The organism is Paenibacillus sp. ACRSA, from assembly GCF_022346845.1.
GTDB lineage: Bacteria > Bacillota > Bacilli > Paenibacillales > Paenibacillaceae > Paenibacillus.
The window spans coordinates 145,053-160,782 of sequence record NZ_JAKRNP010000005.1 but is presented as its reverse complement, the minus strand read 5'-3'; the positions used below and the strand labels follow the sequence as shown (position 1 = coordinate 160,782).

The following is a 15,730-nucleotide window of genomic DNA, read 5'->3' as shown; positions in this document are numbered from 1 at the left end:
AAAGTAAATAAATTGGCATCCCCCTACCCACGAAACGCTAGCTCTCTTCTCAGCCAGCGTCTCGTGGGTATTCTGTATCCCGCTGATCATAGATTGAAATTTGTATAGCAGTCATTCATTATCATATCTAGCGTACTAGCATTGACTCACGGTATTCTTGGGGCGTCATACCCGTCAGCTTCTTGAAGAGACGGGTAAAGGAATGAGCAGCTTCATAACCAACCTGTAGCGCCACCTCACGCACCATTAGATCCGTCTTATGCAATAACTCCTTTGCTTTACGGATACGGCAGTCGTCGATATACTCTGACAAATTGATCCCCATCTCTTGCTTGAAAAGTCTGGACAGATAGGATGGGTTAAAATGATTCCGTTCTGCCAATCTCACCAGCGAGAGATCCTTCTCTAAATTGTCCTTGATATAACGACCCAACGATTGGATTACCAGGTTCGTTCGTTCTTCTTCTGATGATCGCTTGAAATGAACCAATTCATCCGCAGTGCGGTACAGAGACTGCACAGCATCTTTCATGCAGGCATAATCGCCGAGTTGCAGCAAGCTTCGCTGGTCAGCATTACCCTGTTGAAGTCCCCACCGATTGCACGTCGAGTATAGCAGCAGCGCCAGATGATAGTAGGTCTCCATCGCTCGTTCCATCGTCATATCCTGAAGCATTAGCTCACCTACAAGCTCTTCAAATATGTCATAAAAGGATTGAAATCGTCCGGTTTCCAAATATCCTGACATGACGTCTATACGGCTTGATATTCGAACCGGGTCTTTCACAGCCCCAGCAGTAAAACCTTCGTAATTATCGGTCAACACCATGGATACCCCATCGCCAATCTTCATCCACTGCAGCAATCTTAGCCGTTCATATTGCCTAGAAATCTGTGACCAAGCATATGCGCGCCCACTTAATGTAAACGCGATGGACATTTCAAGAGAAGCGAGGCAAGCTTCCTGTACAAGCTCCAACGTACCCTCGATATAGCTAGTAAACGGAATGGGTTCGTACCCCTTCTCTCTTTTGGGCTGGAGCAGCCAGATGACATCACCGTAATGATCCGATACGCTAACATACGTTGCTTGTTCACTTAATAACGAAGAGCCAATAATACGGACGGAATCCTGAACCTGTCTGAGATCCGATCCAGCATCTAGCAGTGTGTTAAATCGACCAAGCACCAGATATACCGGAGCATCCGCCTGCAAATCGATGTTTCTCTTAGTCAGTTCAGTCTGCATTTCAGACATCTCAGACAGAGAGAATGGAGCAGAGTTACAGTCCTGGAGTAATTGACGTACATACTCCTCCTGCTGGAACATAGCCAGCTGAATATGCAGTTCACGTGACCGTTCCAGCCCTTCAAGCATGTGGTGACTCTGTCTGATTTCTTCCATCACCTGTTCCACGATTGTTAGCACTTTGTCGTAGCCTTCCGTTTTGAGCAAATAACGTACATTGGGCATTTGCAGCGCTTTGTACGCATAATCAAAATCGCTGTGTCCTGTCAGAAAAATAATGCGACATTGAGGCCATTGAGTCTGGATCTCTTGAGTGAGTTCCAGCCCGCTCATGCCTGGCATGCGAATGTCTGTCAGCACAATATCGATTCTACTCCGCCGCATCCAGTTCAATGCTTCTAATGCCGAATAGGCTTTGCATACGTCAAGTTGATCTGGCATATGCCTGGCAAATGTTTCATACAGACTGTCTGTAATGATCTCCTCATCATCCACAATCAGAAGTCGATACATTCCTTTTCCCCTCTTTCCATTGGATTCGAATCGTAACTTTCAAGCCCTGCAACTCGCTACGGGATAGAAACAGACCGCTTTCTTCCCCATAAGTCAGAACTAGACGTCTGTGAATATTTGTTAATCCGGTCATTTCGTCCGCACCGGCCTCGTTGCGAATTCGCGCTTGAAGCAGCATGATATCTTTATGTTGCAACTCACTGCCATTGTCCTCCACGATGATCTCGGCATACGTAGTTTCCATATGAAATTGAACGCGTAAGAGCCCCATACTTGTATTTCTCTCAAGACTATGCTCGTAAGCATTCTCAATAATCGGTTGTATAATCAGTCTGGGTACCTGTATATGTTCCATGCCAGATGGCACTTGCCCGAACTCCATCTTAATTCGTCTGGAGAATCGCAATTGCTGAATATCGGTATATATTCGAGAATGCTCGACCTCCTCTTTTAATGGTACATAATCAGTTCCGTTGCGGGTGATGAAGCGAAAGTATTCACCAAGCATATTCGTAAACTGCTCGATCCGCTCCGTTTCTCCTGTTCTGGCAAGTGAGTTTAGGATGAAAAAGCTATTGTACAGAAAATGAGGATTAATCTGAGATTGGAGTTGCTTCAATTCAGCACGCTGCATCATCATTGTTTTTTTGAAGTCACGGTCAATCAGTTGCTGTAGATTTTCAATCATGTGGTTGAAGCGGGCATACAAAAATCCAAATTCATCTGTGCGATGGTGGATGATCGGAATATCAAGCACGCCTCCCTCCATTTTCTTGAACCTCTTGACCAATAACAGTAACGGGATGTGTATCAACCTATAACTGGAGTAGAGAAAAGCTGCGACGGCAATAAAGGATGTTATCGCAAAAATCCAGGCCCACTGATTGAACCTGCTGAGTGGTTTGGTTACGATTTTCTCAGGCAGATACGTAGCCACGGATAACCCTAACTTATCGATGTGAAGCTGATTCACATGATACATAATGCCGTCCACCTTCTTGCGATAGTTACCCTGCAGGTTCTTCTGACTGTACTCACGGTAACTGGCAAGAATGACGTCTCGCTGCAGCTGATCTGAGATGGCGTGTCCTGTTCTATCCTCGATTAGCAGTGTGGCACTTTCTGGGTAGAGATTGAGCTCTGTTAATTCATGTTGAAACTGTGATGTATCTAGCTCCACCTGGATCACGAACAGAGGAAGCTCATCTCTTTTTCCCGTTAGCCTTACAGCACTTAGGTTCAAGGTATCGTCTTTTACAGTAAATCGAGAGTCCTCTTCATGTAATGCCAAGCTAAAGTAATCAAAGGAGTCCTTATCCAATTCATCAATGCCTTGTGTAGCCGAAATGCTCTTGTTGACTAATGGGATATGTACATAAACATTCTTAATATACGAACTGCTGTTTTTGAAGGCAGCCAGTCTTTCGGTTAAATAACCTAATGTTTCGCGTCGATCGACCTGCTCCATCATGTCCCAGAGGATCGCAAGACGATTCAATTTACGATCCTCTGCGATATCAAACTGCTGCAATTCCAACCATTCAATCTCCCTGCTCAGCTCTGTTGCATATTGACTTAATCGCCTATCCGTGGATAGGGAGATTTCCTGGCTTGCTGTATCGTAGCTCCAGTGGTACAGATACACCCCCAGAAGAATTAGTGGCAATACAAAAATCAGATACGTCATAATTAATCGTACAAAAATACTGTTGAGCCACGACTTAGCAGGTATCTTCAACAATTCGTTCACCTCCTGATATGAAGGTTGAAGAAATCACCTGTTGGCGTGTGATAAGGTAGACGGCTGGTGATTCATTGCGGTATTCATTTTGAACCACGCATTCACCTCCGATGTGATTTCATCCCCACCCAGCTTGCGCCAATTCTGAACGAATTGATCGAACTCTTCTATGGGAGAGCCGAGAATAATATTCATATAAGCCTCAAGTTGCAGATCACGAAGAATGGTTTGCCGATCAATCATTGTGTCGGTGATTCCGCCGGTGAATTCGTCATTTAACAGCTGTCCATTCTGATCATAGGTATCCGCAATGCTAAAGGCACCTGTCGGACCATACGTTTGTTTCCATCCCCATCCGCTCTTCAAGCCTTCTGATTCATATGAAACAATTCGTTTATGGATTGCGAGCGCTTCGTTCTCCAAGCTCGAGAAATCTCCGGTCTCTCTGGCGTCGCGAATCTGACGATAAGCATCCATATTTTTGGTGCCGGGAAAAGGTGTTACTGGGGATAGCATCCATACAGCCCGTGAATCGTCATTGTAGTACGTTTCATATTCGGCTTCCTCACCCCAATTTTTGTCCAGATGCATGTTCATAAGCTTTACGACAATCTCTGGATAAGCAAAACCTTTTTTTACTGCAAAGTACTGTCCTGTATTGGAACGAAGTGGCACCAAAAGGGCACGGTTAGACTCAGCAACAATAGGATATGCCTGCCACTGTGCATATGGATCTGTATCACGAGTAGTCTGTAGCATAAATGGAGCCCACTGTTCACCATAGAGCATGCCAATCTGCCCGTCCTGAACTAAGCGGTACTCCTTACTTCCGTTTTTGTAAGAAAAATCTGGATCAATCTGACCTTCGAGATACAACTTCTGCAATACCTCCAGCGCTGTTCTCACTTCAGGTTGTATGCCGCCATACGTAAGATCGCCATTCTCATCTTTGATCCATATACTAGGGTAAGCTCCGTAACCCGCCATGAATCCTGTAGCGCCCATTACGGGATCCCATAAATAGCTAGTTAATGCTAATCCATACGTATCCTGTACACCATTTCCGTTAGGATCCTGCATTGTAAACGCTTTCGATATTTGAAGCAGATCTTCCATCGTTTCAGGCGGCTGTAGGCCTAGCCTTTTCAACCAATCCGTTCTGATCCATAGATATTGCGCTGTTTCAATGGAAGAAGAGGATTCCGGAATAGCCATTAGGTTACCGTCAATCGTGGCAGCATCGAACGCTCCCCTTCCCTCCGCTTCTAATATTTTTTTCGTTAAAGGAGAAGCGTGTGTCCGGTATACTTCGGTCAGATCTTCAATCAATCCAGCGTTGCTTAATTGCCTGAGCTGATATGGATTCACTTTGACTACATCCGGGAAACGACCTGCCGCAAGGGATACCCCCATTTTTTGATGATATACATCACCAGTAGCAACCCAATCATAGTGAATCTGAATGCCAAGTTCTTGTTCATATAAGCGAGTCCAACGATTGTTCGTAAGGGTTTCATCAGGCAACTGATCAATCATCCGCTGCAGGTCTTCTCCGGTTTCCCTTACAAAAGAGACTTTAATGGGTGGGTCATACTTCCCTAACACCGTTGATGATCGTTGCTGTTGTCCGTCAGAAGAGGAATGTAATTGCCCAGAATTCCCTTGTGTATGGCCAGCAGGAATACACACAGCAAGAACGATGATAAAGGTCCACCTAGATCTGTACAGCCATCTTTTATTCACGACGACATGCCCCCAGTTCGATTGGAATGAACATATTCATTTTTCTATTATCTGGAATCTCCATCATTGTACAACATCTTGCATGGCAGGAGTAACGAAAAAGCCGCCATTTGGCGACTTTTATGCGTGTACATCGTACATTTTTTTGATTACTTAATATGATAATTGAAATTTGAAAAGTCAGCTGAGCCTCCGATCATTTCTGTGGAGTACAGAAACAGACCGATACGGCAACCCATGAAATGATCTAGCTTATAGAACATTCGGTGAGTGATGCCGAGACTCTTCCACGCTGTACCGTCCCAATAGCCAAAAGAACACTCATCCTGGTTATCTACAAAATTCCCTGTCGCTTGTAGTGTAATCAACGGGCCATCTATGGGAATCCGAGCATGCTCTGTCGCTGGCTCCTCATCAATCAGATTACCAAATATGCTCGAATCTTCGCTCTCTCTCGCCTGCATAACAAGGTAATACTGGCCTTCCTTTTTCGTGAGTGCAATGAGACCATACGTGCCGATCAGGAAGCATAGACCAGCATAATCTCCATCATTCAAACCGCTGCCATCTAGTGTAACCGTAGCTTCACAAGTCGGCCCCATCGAACGCTGAGTTAGTGTATTTACAGCGAAGGTCAGATTCGGGCTAAGTTGACCCGTTCGGATTCGATAAACTCCCGGCACTTCTGTGACTGACCAGAGCTCGTCGTGCGGTGTGTGATTCCACTGCCAAAAGTCCTGAAGACGCACCTTGCCGTCCTCCTGTGCAGTGTACTCAAAGCGGTCACTCCCAACAAGTGGTCTATAGGCATACCCCGGCCTTGTGCTCACAATATCGATGGATTTGGGGGCTTCATTCGCAAATACCGGAATCCCCTGCTTGAATTGCAGAGGCACCAGCACAGGAATTCGCCCTACTGCTCCATGATCCTGAAATAACATGGCATACCAATCTCCGTTCGGCGTATCGACAATACCTCCTTGAGCTACACCTAAATTGAAATATCCCATGTCATCGTTAAACACTTCCCCGCCTACAAATTCACTATCCAAGGCGTCGGCCATATAAAATGCCTGTGTCCTCCGTCCTGCTGCCTTGGTCATATGAATGAGGAAAATGTAATACTTGCCCTGGATTTTGTAGAAATGGGCACCTTCATAACCAAGATAGTACGGTTGATTGTCTTTTACAATAATCCGCTGTATACCGCCGGGCTTTGGCCCAGAGAGGTCTGCGCTTAACTCGGTCAAATGAATCTCGGCATTACCATGCACTAGATAGACTCGTTCATCCTCATCAAAGAATAGGGAGCAATCATGATAAAATCCTTCCACAATTTGCTTCTTCCAAGGACCTTCTATCGTTCGTGATGTGTACAAATACGTCTTACGCGTATCATTAGCGACAAAGATAACATAAAACATGCCTTGATGATGCCGTAGAGACGCTGCCCACATGCCTTTACCATAAATCTGTTGACCATTCTCTAATCGCTGGGCAGGAGTGTTATCCAGCTTGTCGTACACATGCGTGGCTACTTCCCAATGAATCAGATCATACGACCGCAGGATTACGCAACCTGGCATCATGTGCATGGTTGTGCTGACCATGTAGTACATATCCTCTACCCGGATGACATCAATATCTGGGTAATCAGCCCAGATAATTGGATTTGAATACATGCTTTGTGTTCACCTCATTTTGATTCCTGCGTATATAAACACAGGTTACGTTCTATTCTTATTTAACTCTCTCGAACTTCCATTCTTGCAAGAGGACAGCACTCGAATGATCCGAAGATGCTTGAAGGACGATATACAGATCATGAGTCCCTTGCGAATCAGCAATTGCGGTTGACTGCTCATTCCATTGATAGGCTTCACTCGTTGACGGAATAGCAATCTTACCTACAATTGGCCCATCTTCACGATCAAGTCGCAGTTCGAGCGTAGCTGCTTCTCCTTGATTAGAGAGCAACGCTGTAAAACCAGACGCACCATCTTGCCCAAAATTCACATTCGAGATCGCAATCCAGCTCCCCCCATGCAGTTTACTTACAACCACATCAGATGCTGAAGCTAGCCCATGATCGGCGCTAGTTAATTGCAACGTGCTCACCCCTGCGCTCCAGCCAATTGTTGCCCCACTAATGGCTTGATATGGATCGAAGGAGTGTAGCTGACTTACACCTTGATAATCCGCCTGGATTGCCTTCAATCTACCCGTCGTTTCTTCGTATTCAATACGATTGATATGCGTAGAGCGATAACCTTCTGGAATATCCATCGCTTGGCAGAGCGTCTGAGCATGGTAGGCGATGTACCATTGATCCGCTAATTGAAAAATGGCATGATGATTGTTGCCGCCAATCCCGAAGAAATGACCTGGATTTTGAAGAATTGTACCTTGATACGTCCAAGGCCCCATTGGCTGAGTACTCGTCATATAGGCAATCTCACCCGGCGGTGGATCACCCTCTGCACGATCAACTTCATGAAAATTAGAGCAATACGTATAGTAGTAGATATGTTGATGCTTATGTATCCCTGAATCCTCGAACATAAAAGGAGCTGGAATGACCTTAGCTTTACCAGTCACACTGATCATATCATCTCCCAATCGCATTACACGGGCTGTATCAGGTCTTTCGGATTTCCCTTCAGGCACTCCGCCTCCAAAATATAGATACGCCTGATGATCTTCATCAACTAGCACAGCCGGATCGAAGAGCCAGGTGACGTCTTCTACCCCCGGGGTTTCTCTTGTCACGAGTGCTTTCCCTATAGGGTCTATCCAAGGCCCAACTGGTGTTGGTGCAGACAATACACCTATACCGCTGGCGTTATTAGCAAAATAAAGAAAGAAGCAATCTTGCCCGTCTAGTTTCCGATGGGCGGCCGCCGGAGCCCAAGACTGCGAAGCCCATGTTGCTGCGCCTTGAGGGCCTGCAACTCTGATCTCACCATGATCAGTCCAGTTAATCAGATCCTCTGACGAGATCACTGTAATCCGGTTAATCGAACTATAACTGTTTTTCTGAGGTATTCCGTTCGAATCATACTCGAGTTTGTCACTGGTCATGTATATATACACTCGATTATTGAACACCAGCGCATAAGGATCAGCTCCAAATTTATGCGCCATCAACGGATTAGCATTCGGACGCAGCTTGCCGATTTCCTTTGGTTGCAATTCAGGTTGGACAGGTTCAACCGTGCCTTGCTTCTGCTTGCCAGCATGTGGAGTAACATGATGATTCATTTCATTCATTCCCCCTCGGATGGTTTGATCATGACAGCTCTAAGTCATTCGATATACATCAGGTTTGAATCAGTATATTAGTAAGCGTTTGCAATAAAAACAGCTTCGTGATAGGATGATTACATTTTAAGGTAAGCTGAGTACAATTTCATTGCTTAATCTGCTCTATTTATTGCGTGAAATGACGGGAGGTACGCTATGAACGGATCCTCTGAATATTTTTACGATCCCATTCAACCTGAGCTTCTGTATCAGCATCGAGTGACGACCTATAAACTGGAAACGATCTATCATCGACATAATGCCTATGAAATTTATCTTTTCCTTCGTGGCAATGTTCATTTTTATGTAGAAAATCGCTGTTACCATATGGAGCGGGGTGATCTACTCGTTATGTCACCTCAGGAGATGCACCGTGCTTTTATTTTGGATGAAACGGAGTATGAACGGATTACGATTAATCTTAAGAAAACGTATCTTCATCAGCTATCTACACCTTCAACTAATTTATCATCCTGCTTCGATTATCGACCCAAAGGAAAAGGCAACATGATTCATCTGGATGAAGATCGTCTGCAGCAGTTGTTACAATGGACAGAACAAATTGAAGAATTACGTGCTTCCGATGCCTATGGTACAGATATCAAACTGAATGCAGCAATCGCCCAATTGCTGATTATGCTGAATGTATGGTTTCACAACAATTCTTTTGTGCCTCACGACATCATGCCAGAACTGGTACGTAACACCATGGAGTACATTGAAGAGCATATCACGCAAGATATTACGCTTGGCAAACTTGCCGAAGAGTTCTATATGAACAGCACTTCCATCAGTCGCCAGTTTAAAAAGCACACCGGACTAACTCTCCGCTCCTACATTCTAGGTCGGCGTATTGAGCTTGCCAAATTCCACCTTTCTGAAGGGATGAGCATTACAGATACGTGCTTTCAATCGGGCTTTAGTGATTACGCCAATTTTATTCGGAGTTTTACCAAATTAGTTGGCATCTCTCCAGGTAAATATATCAAGAAACGACGAGATACGTTCAAGTCTGCTGTGAGTTCTTCATCCAATTCGTAAATGGCTGCAATCTTGTACGAAACGAGCTGTCGCCTGCGAGGTTTGCGAAGTGGTATGTAGAATAGCCCAAAAACATCGAGTCAAGGATATGAACTCGATGTTTTTGGGGGATTTAATCCATTAATACTATTCAACAATCATCAATCATCATTAGATGGATACATGCGATTTAATTTTTACTATTGAATTTCTTTTCCCGTCCACAATCGAACGCGGTCTTTAATCCACTCCGTATACTGCTGCTCCATCGCTACTGCTCCCGCGTTGCTGTGGAATGATACGCTACTTCAATTCCAATGTGAATCCTTCGATCTCCTCTTCTACCTCGCGCATCAAATCAATGACTTGGTCAGCGTATCCTCCTAGTACTTGTTTACTTTTCTCGAAATGAACCCACTGAATGGTGATCGGCATGCTCACTTCCCCTGTTAAGCAGTCCCACAGCGCGTCTAAGTTACGTCCGTAGTGTTCTCCCAATTCAAGCTTCTCCTGAAGTATGGCATGCAGTTCATCTCTCGCAAGTAATTGCTCTCCATCAATCTGAATGATATTCATAATACCCTCCGTTATTTTAACTGCTCAAATGATTCATAATGGTCTGTTGTCTTATAGATTAGTCCGTCGTTTGAATATAAGATTCGATCACTTCCACGTCTTCCACCTGCATAATGGATGTCAGCTTCATACCACGTTCGGCCTTTCTTATTCGGTAACAAGCCTTCTCGATTTCTAAACACATCCCCACCGATGCTTTTGCCTGGAGCAACTTCTTGCAAATTGCCTTCACTTGGTTCCCAGCCCAATGCTCTAGCCTCTTTCTTCGTAATGTAGTTCGGCGGAAGCGCATTGTGCTCCGATATATACTTGGCGACCTCATCAAATCCCATATCCTGTGAAGCCGTAGTCGTAGTCTGATCCAGAATCGACTGCGGGGTACAACCTGAGAACACCAGTGCAGCCAAGATAATTAACAACGTATAACCTATTTTTCTAAAAAACATGTTCATTTCTCCTTTGGGTAATCTTGCATTTTGTCGGCAATGACAACGAGTCTAATGTTACTCAGTTATGTACGATAAATCAAATCTATTCAAGTCTAGTCAATTTATAAAATCAAACATATTTTGACGATGCAATTCATTCGTAGACAAAAAATAAACCGACAACTGACGTCGATTTATTTATAGTCGTTTTCATATGCAGAAGTGGATTCCTTCTATATTATCGTTGTACCACGTAGAGTTCATCCAGAATCAGTTGCGTTTCATAAGTGTTCGGAGCCAATTCAGATGTAATAAATGCCTCTACCGCATCTTGCTCCAGATCGTACATCACTTCAATCTCTTTGGAGAAGAGCATGTGTGTCTCATTCAACTTGTTAGATAAGCTTGGAATGGCTCTAGGCATAACTTCACGCTCTGTGATCTGCTGAAGCGCTTGTACATACGTGTCCAGAGAGCGTGCCCCGACTACTTTGATGCCTTTGTTCTCTTCATTCACCATCACAATGGATGGAAAACCTCTAACACCCAGGCGAGCTACCATCTCAAAATCTTCTTCCAACAGATCCTGTGCGGACTGCTGACTGGCCTCTTCCACAATTTGTTTGCCATCTAAGCCGAGTTGGTTCACTATATCCATAAGCACTTGCTCATCACCAATATTCCGATTGAATACAAACACCGCTTCACGCGCTCGTCTTAAGAATTTCTCTTCCTTACCCTTATGTGTATGTTGAATGATCTTGAATACACGTGATGGAGGATAGGATGAAAGGATCGGATCGGTGTGCCACAATGAGCCATCAATCGGCATCCGAGAATGTTCACCCACTTCTCTCCAATGACCTGCAACATCAGAGGGCTTCTGAATTCCATTCGCTCCATCTGAGAAACCTTGCCAGCTCGCCAGCAACCCTCCCATCATGATTCGCACATCAACGTACTGACCATACTCCTCCACAAACCGATTCAGTACAGGCTCAAGTGCCCAACAGTGCGAACAGATTGGGTCTGTCGCGTAATACAACGTAATCTTCTTCTCCGATAGGTTGAGATCCACCTCTTGCATCATATCTTCATCTCCAGGGCCACATACGCCTGTTGCTAAGTCACACATCATAGGTCCATCTGCCATTATTAATCACGCCTTTCCGATTCTCAGATTCTCAGAGTTTCAAAAATAAATTGATCTGTTCTTTCTAGTATGATTATAATAGTTGCAATCGTAACAACAAGTACTATTATTTTTCTGACTAAGTATAAAAAAGTATACTAATGGAGGTTATCAAGTGAAATATGACTTCAAACTGGATCAACTATGTCCAGCAAGCTACGCATTTCAGGTGATTGGGGGCAAATGGAATTTGCCTATACTAGCAATTCTTAGTCAGAGTGAAACGATCCGTTACAATGAATTAAAAAGAAGATTGCACGGCATAACCGGTACGATGCTTACGAATTGTCTGAAAGACCTTATTGATTATGGCATTGTTCATAGAGAGCAATATAATGAAGTTCCGCCTAGAGTGGAGTATTCGCTGACATCCTCCGGGCAGCATTTGGTGCCTTTGATTGAATCAATTGTAAACTGGGGCGAGCAACATATTCCGTCCAAGATCAAAAGTACAGATTTTTCAACATAGTAGTATGTGGGACAAAATCAAATTGAGCTACTGTAAATGATGAGCAGATGCAAATGCTGCTTAAAAAAAAACAAAAAGCCGCTTCTCAGCGACTTTTCAAAGGGTTTACTTAAACCTCGACAGCTTCCGGTCTTTTCACCTGAAGTGGTGGTGGAATGAGCCAGCCCTTCTCTTTGTTCATTTGCAAAATCCGCACACCTAGTGCTGTCTTGGTTACATGATATTTGGCAAACAAAGCTCCAATATCTTCTCGAATAGATTGACCGATCACTTGACTTGCTGCAACTAACCCTAATGATGTATCTGCTGTTATCTTAGCAGCAATTTCAGGATCTGTGAATCTCGCTCCAGCCGGAATATCTTCCAACTTAACGGGAGGTCTTTCCGGCAACGTTGGCGCAGGTGCAATACCATTATCGGTAAGTAACGTATCGCATTCTTTAATCTCAAGTTTGGCTTGATCCAATAGATCATCCAGTATTTTTTTCAAATCCTTGTCACCCGCATGATTCAAATAAGCCTGATAACAGGACACTGCGCCTTTCGCCATCATAGAACATTCCCATACACTAAAGATTTCTCCATAATGCATCGGTTCGTTTTTCGGATTGCCACTTAAAATACCCATTTTATTTTCCCTCCAGATCATGTGTCGTTTATACCCGTGATATCGTCTGCCTTAGAGTAAAATAATATTCTTAATCAAGTAACCAAACTTTGTTAGTGGATCCTTTCACATAAATAGAGAAGTATGGAAGAGACTAAACCTGTAACTTACTTGATTGGAGGACAATTATGTTTTTCTATAGAGAAGACTTAATCAATTTGATCGTTCCAGACAAGCCCGACCCGGCTGCAGCAAAAGTGCTGCAAGAAACACTTGGCGGCCAATTCGGCGAGATGCGGACGATGATGCAGTTTTTTTTCCAGAGTAGTAATTTCCGTGGCAAAGAGATACAGTATAGAGATCTTCTTCGTGGTGTATTTCTGGAGGAATTAAGTCACATTGAATTAGTACAGCAAACGATTAATCAATTGTTGACTGGTGCAGGTGCTGAAGGAGCTGGTCAAGCCGGTATCGATGGTGCTCCGCTGGACGAAGCAATCAAACATGCCAACCCTCATCATTACATTATGGGAGCACAGAGCTCACTGCCTGTAGATGCTGCGGGGAATCCATGGCTTGGAAATTATGTGTATGATCACGGCAACCTCGTAAGTAATTTGCTCGATAATGTTGTATTAGAGTCAACAGGTGTACTGCAAAAAACAAGAATCTACGAAATGAGCACAAATAAAGCGTTTCGTGAAACGTTAGGTTTCCTGATTGTTCGCGATAACGCTCACCAAAATGCATTTGCGAAGGCTCTAGAAACGTTGGGCGTCAATTGGGGAAAATTGTTCCCTGTTCCCAACTACGATATTAACAAGTATCCCGAATGTCGGAAGTATGTTGATCTTGGTTACCATAATGCACAATTTAACTTCCGCTTAGATCAGACGCGTATCGCTGAAATATATAGTGGACAATCCCCAAGCCGTAATGGCGGTGAGTTACAAGTCATAGACCCACCGCAGGGATTCCCGTTACCCTATATGCCGGAGCTTCCTAACGAGCATAGTCCTGGCTTGCATGATTTGAATGCCTAAGAAGCTCGAGTAAGTACTGACTTATTGAACATGTAAAACACTAAAAAGGAACCCAAGTTATGGGTTCCTTTTTTTTGCTTCATTCCTTTTTGTTAATACCAATTTCCTACTGACGATTCTGGTTGCTGAAGTTTCCATAGGTTGAAGCAGGGGAACCAATCAGCGGATTGTTATAAGGTTGTTCTATGTGAGATACATTCTGAGTTGCTGTATGTGCAATTTGTTGCGCAATGTTTGCAATTTGTTGTAATTGTTGGATCGCCGTTTGATGCCCTTGAAGAGCTGTTTGAATGATATGAGCTGCTTGCTGCTCACGCTGTGCGATTTGGTTCAATTGCTCAGCATTGCTCTGCTCTTGTCTCAAAAGCTGTTGATATTGCATGGATGCATGTTGCGTTTGTTGAGTGAGCTGTTGAGCTAACTGCGTGATTTGTTGAGTTTGTGAAAATTGATTCAAGGTAAAACCTCCTAAATGTCGTTTGTATTACCTGTGTAGTATGTAAAGTGGTCATTGAAAATATTCATTCGTGCGTCTGCTTAGATGACCACATTGAATTATGCTAACCCCATAGTTCTAACCTATGAACTTATCCATTTTCTCTATCTCCTCTTATTAAGCAGTGAATCCCTCTCGGCTGCGATCGAACACCGTAAGTTAGATATTAACGCCACAGAAGAGGAACAATTACAGTGGTTGGAGGATGCAGGCTTTCAGGTGGTCGATTGCATGTACAAGTATCTTGATTTTGTCGTCTTCTACCCCAAAAAGTAAGAAATCTGGATGCAATCATTATGAAAAGAACAAGATTTATGGGATAACGATATTTGGTTGTTCCTTAAACTTGATACGATATAATAGAACGATCAATGAACCACTGTTCCGTAAACTCAATCATGACCGCTAAACTAGGAGGAAGTATTTATGAACATACCCAGGGGTACCTATGGCTTTCGGTTCGCTGAGGACACCGATCTACAACTTTGCGTTCTATTTGCAGTAGGGTCTGATTCAATTACCGATGCTTCGTATCACTGGGACGGATTGGAGCGTACAGATGGACCTTTGCTTCTATTCCAGTATACAATCTCAGGCGAAGGTGTATTTGAATCACAAGGTCGCGTTCATCGTGTCACCGCAGGACAAGCATTCTTGGCCGAAATCCCGAGTTCACATCGCTATTATTATCCTCCGGAATCGCAAGAACCGTGGGAATTCATATTTTTGTTGTTTAGACCTAATCTTGTACTGCCCCACTGGCGAAAATTCCTTCGTGAATCAGGAGAGATCCCCGATCTCCCTTACGAATGTGCTCCGATTCAGTTGTTGCGAATGATGGTAACCGATGCAGCAGCAGGTAGAATTACAGATCCGCTAATGGCGTCCTCGTGTGTCTATCAATTCATGACTGAATTGGTTAGGTTACAGAAAACAACCCTGCAGAACAGAGAAACCTGGTCAGAACCCATCCAACAAGCCGTTGATTTTATTGAAAATAACTATTCCAGGATGATCAGTATGGATCAACTGTCCGAGTATGTTTCTCTCTCTAAATATCACTTCATTCGCCGCTTTTCATCCAGCACAGGTTTAACTCCTGGAGCTTATTTGACCCGCATCCGTACCGAGAAGGCGATGGAGTTGCTTCGTGGCACAAACTTAAGTGTTGAAACGATCGCAGAGCGTGTTGGTTATTCCAGTGGAAGCTACTTTATCAAAGCATTCCGCAGCTTAACCGGCATTACACCCGGCGATTTTCGCAGTGGAGGAGAAAGTCTGGTTTATCGTAAGATGTTCTTCGACTGACCGCAATATAATGCTATTCGTTCATCTAGATTACTGTAGATT

At 43.9% G+C, this 15,730-nt stretch carries 15 protein-coding genes; 5 read left to right on the top strand and 10 right to left on the bottom strand.

All coding sequences use genetic code 11. The features are described from left to right. Positions 1 to 127: 127 nt before the first annotated feature. From MH215_RS16440 to MH215_RS16420, 5 genes are all read right to left on the bottom strand, one after another. Positions 128 to 1,762: a response regulator gene (locus tag MH215_RS16440; RefSeq protein WP_239291519.1), complete on the bottom strand. Its 1,635-nt coding sequence runs from the start codon at positions 1,760 to 1,762 to the stop codon at positions 128 to 130. Beyond that, positions 1,737 to 3,512: a sensor histidine kinase gene (locus MH215_RS16435; protein ID WP_343224588.1), complete on the bottom strand. Its 1,776-nt coding sequence runs from the start codon at positions 3,510 to 3,512 to the stop codon at positions 1,737 to 1,739. Before MH215_RS16435 ends, MH215_RS16440 begins: the two co-directional genes overlap by 26 nt. 24 nt (positions 3,513 to 3,536) lie before the next feature. Then, on the bottom strand, positions 3,537 to 5,246 hold the full coding sequence (locus MH215_RS16430) for an extracellular solute-binding protein (protein ID WP_239291517.1): 1,710 nt from the start codon (positions 5,244 to 5,246) through the stop codon (positions 3,537 to 3,539). A 149-nt stretch (positions 5,247 to 5,395) separates the two neighbouring features. After that, positions 5,396 to 6,928, bottom strand: a complete 1,533-nt coding sequence (locus tag MH215_RS16425; RefSeq protein WP_239291516.1) for a glycoside hydrolase family 43 protein — start codon at positions 6,926 to 6,928, stop codon at positions 5,396 to 5,398. 58 nt (positions 6,929 to 6,986) lie between these two features. Continuing rightward, positions 6,987 to 8,507 carry a glycoside hydrolase family 43 protein gene (locus MH215_RS16420; RefSeq protein ID WP_239291515.1) on the bottom strand — a complete coding sequence of 507 codons (1,521 nt, stop codon included), beginning with the start codon at positions 8,505 to 8,507 and terminating at the stop codon, positions 6,987 to 6,989. 198 nt (positions 8,508 to 8,705) lie between these two features. On the opposite strand from MH215_RS16420, the gene MH215_RS16415 reads away from it, so the two are divergent. After that, positions 8,706 to 9,590, top strand: coding sequence for an AraC family transcriptional regulator (locus tag MH215_RS16415; RefSeq protein ID WP_239291514.1), 885 nt, complete (start codon positions 8,706 to 8,708; stop codon positions 9,588 to 9,590). A 282-nt stretch (positions 9,591 to 9,872) separates the two neighbouring features. Here MH215_RS16415 and MH215_RS16410 read toward each other — a convergent pair whose 3' ends face one another. The 3 genes from MH215_RS16410 to MH215_RS16400 all read right to left on the bottom strand — a co-directional run bounded on the left by MH215_RS16410 (position 9,873) and on the right by MH215_RS16400 (position 11,726). After that, a complete protein-coding gene (locus tag MH215_RS16410) occupies positions 9,873 to 10,145 on the bottom strand; it encodes a barstar family protein (RefSeq protein WP_239291513.1) in 273 nt (90 codons plus the stop codon). Positions 10,146 to 10,156: 11 nt separating this feature from the next. Then, the gene (locus MH215_RS16405; RefSeq protein ID WP_239291511.1) at positions 10,157 to 10,591 is read right to left on the bottom strand and encodes a ribonuclease domain-containing protein; all 435 of its coding nucleotides are present in this window, start codon (positions 10,589 to 10,591) and stop codon (positions 10,157 to 10,159) included. Positions 10,592 to 10,811: 220 nt separating this feature from the next. After that, positions 10,812 to 11,726 carry a DsbA family protein gene (locus MH215_RS16400; RefSeq protein WP_239291509.1) on the bottom strand — a complete coding sequence of 305 codons (915 nt, stop codon included), beginning with the start codon at positions 11,724 to 11,726 and terminating at the stop codon, positions 10,812 to 10,814. Between the two features lie 154 nt (positions 11,727 to 11,880). Here MH215_RS16400 and MH215_RS16395 point away from each other — a divergent pair, with 154 nt between their 5' ends. After that, entirely contained in the window at positions 11,881 to 12,234 is a 354-nt protein-coding gene (locus MH215_RS16395) for a winged helix-turn-helix transcriptional regulator (RefSeq protein WP_239291507.1), read from the top strand. A 109-nt stretch (positions 12,235 to 12,343) separates the two neighbouring features. On the opposite strand, the gene MH215_RS16390 is transcribed toward MH215_RS16395, so the two are convergent. After that, the gene (locus MH215_RS16390; protein WP_239291505.1) at positions 12,344 to 12,862 is read right to left on the bottom strand and encodes a DUF3231 family protein; all 519 of its coding nucleotides are present in this window, start codon (positions 12,860 to 12,862) and stop codon (positions 12,344 to 12,346) included. 167 nt (positions 12,863 to 13,029) lie between these two features. Between MH215_RS16390 and MH215_RS16385 the strand changes: the two genes are divergently transcribed. After that, the gene (locus MH215_RS16385) at positions 13,030 to 13,884 is read left to right on the top strand and encodes a manganese catalase family protein (protein WP_239291503.1); all 855 of its coding nucleotides are present in this window, start codon (positions 13,030 to 13,032) and stop codon (positions 13,882 to 13,884) included. A gap of 106 nt (positions 13,885 to 13,990) precedes the next feature. Here the strand turns inward: MH215_RS16385 and MH215_RS16380 are convergent, their stop codons facing one another. Further along, positions 13,991 to 14,341, bottom strand: coding sequence for an AMP-dependent synthetase and ligase (locus MH215_RS16380; RefSeq protein WP_239291501.1), 351 nt, complete (start codon positions 14,339 to 14,341; stop codon positions 13,991 to 13,993). Positions 14,342 to 14,425: 84 nt separating this feature from the next. On the opposite strand from MH215_RS16380, the gene MH215_RS16375 reads away from it, so the two are divergent. Further along, positions 14,426 to 14,656, top strand: a complete 231-nt coding sequence (locus tag MH215_RS16375; protein WP_239291499.1) for a hypothetical protein — start codon at positions 14,426 to 14,428, stop codon at positions 14,654 to 14,656. 150 nt (positions 14,657 to 14,806) lie between these two features. Further along, positions 14,807 to 15,688: an AraC family transcriptional regulator gene (locus tag MH215_RS16370; RefSeq protein WP_239291497.1), complete on the top strand. Its 882-nt coding sequence runs from the start codon at positions 14,807 to 14,809 to the stop codon at positions 15,686 to 15,688. Positions 15,689 to 15,730 lie beyond the last annotated feature (42 nt).

Excerpts from the sequence above, each read along its gene's own strand:
- MH215_RS16440 (WP_239291519.1), bottom strand. The coding sequence starts at position 1,762 with ATGTATCGACTTCTGATTGTGGATGATGAGGAGATCATTACAGACAGT.
- MH215_RS16425 (WP_239291516.1), bottom strand. The coding sequence starts at position 6,928 with ATGTATTCAAATCCAATTATCTGGGCTGATTACCCAGATATTGATGTC.
- MH215_RS16420 (WP_239291515.1), bottom strand. The coding sequence starts at position 8,507 with ATGAATCATCATGTTACTCCACATGCTGGCAAGCAGAAGCAAGGCACG.
- MH215_RS16415 (WP_239291514.1), top strand. The coding sequence starts at position 8,706 with ATGAACGGATCCTCTGAATATTTTTACGATCCCATTCAACCTGAGCTT.
- MH215_RS16410 (WP_239291513.1), bottom strand. The coding sequence starts at position 10,145 with ATGAATATCATTCAGATTGATGGAGAGCAATTACTTGCGAGAGATGAA.
- MH215_RS16405 (WP_239291511.1), bottom strand. The coding sequence starts at position 10,591 with ATGTTTTTTAGAAAAATAGGTTATACGTTGTTAATTATCTTGGCTGCA.
- MH215_RS16400 (WP_239291509.1), bottom strand. The coding sequence starts at position 11,726 with ATGGCAGATGGACCTATGATGTGTGACTTAGCAACAGGCGTATGTGGC.
- MH215_RS16390 (WP_239291505.1), bottom strand. The coding sequence starts at position 12,862 with ATGGGTATTTTAAGTGGCAATCCGAAAAACGAACCGATGCATTATGGA.
- MH215_RS16385 (WP_239291503.1), top strand. The coding sequence starts at position 13,030 with ATGTTTTTCTATAGAGAAGACTTAATCAATTTGATCGTTCCAGACAAG.
- MH215_RS16375 (WP_239291499.1), top strand. The coding sequence starts at position 14,426 with ATGACCACATTGAATTATGCTAACCCCATAGTTCTAACCTATGAACTT.
- MH215_RS16370 (WP_239291497.1), top strand. The coding sequence starts at position 14,807 with ATGAACATACCCAGGGGTACCTATGGCTTTCGGTTCGCTGAGGACACC.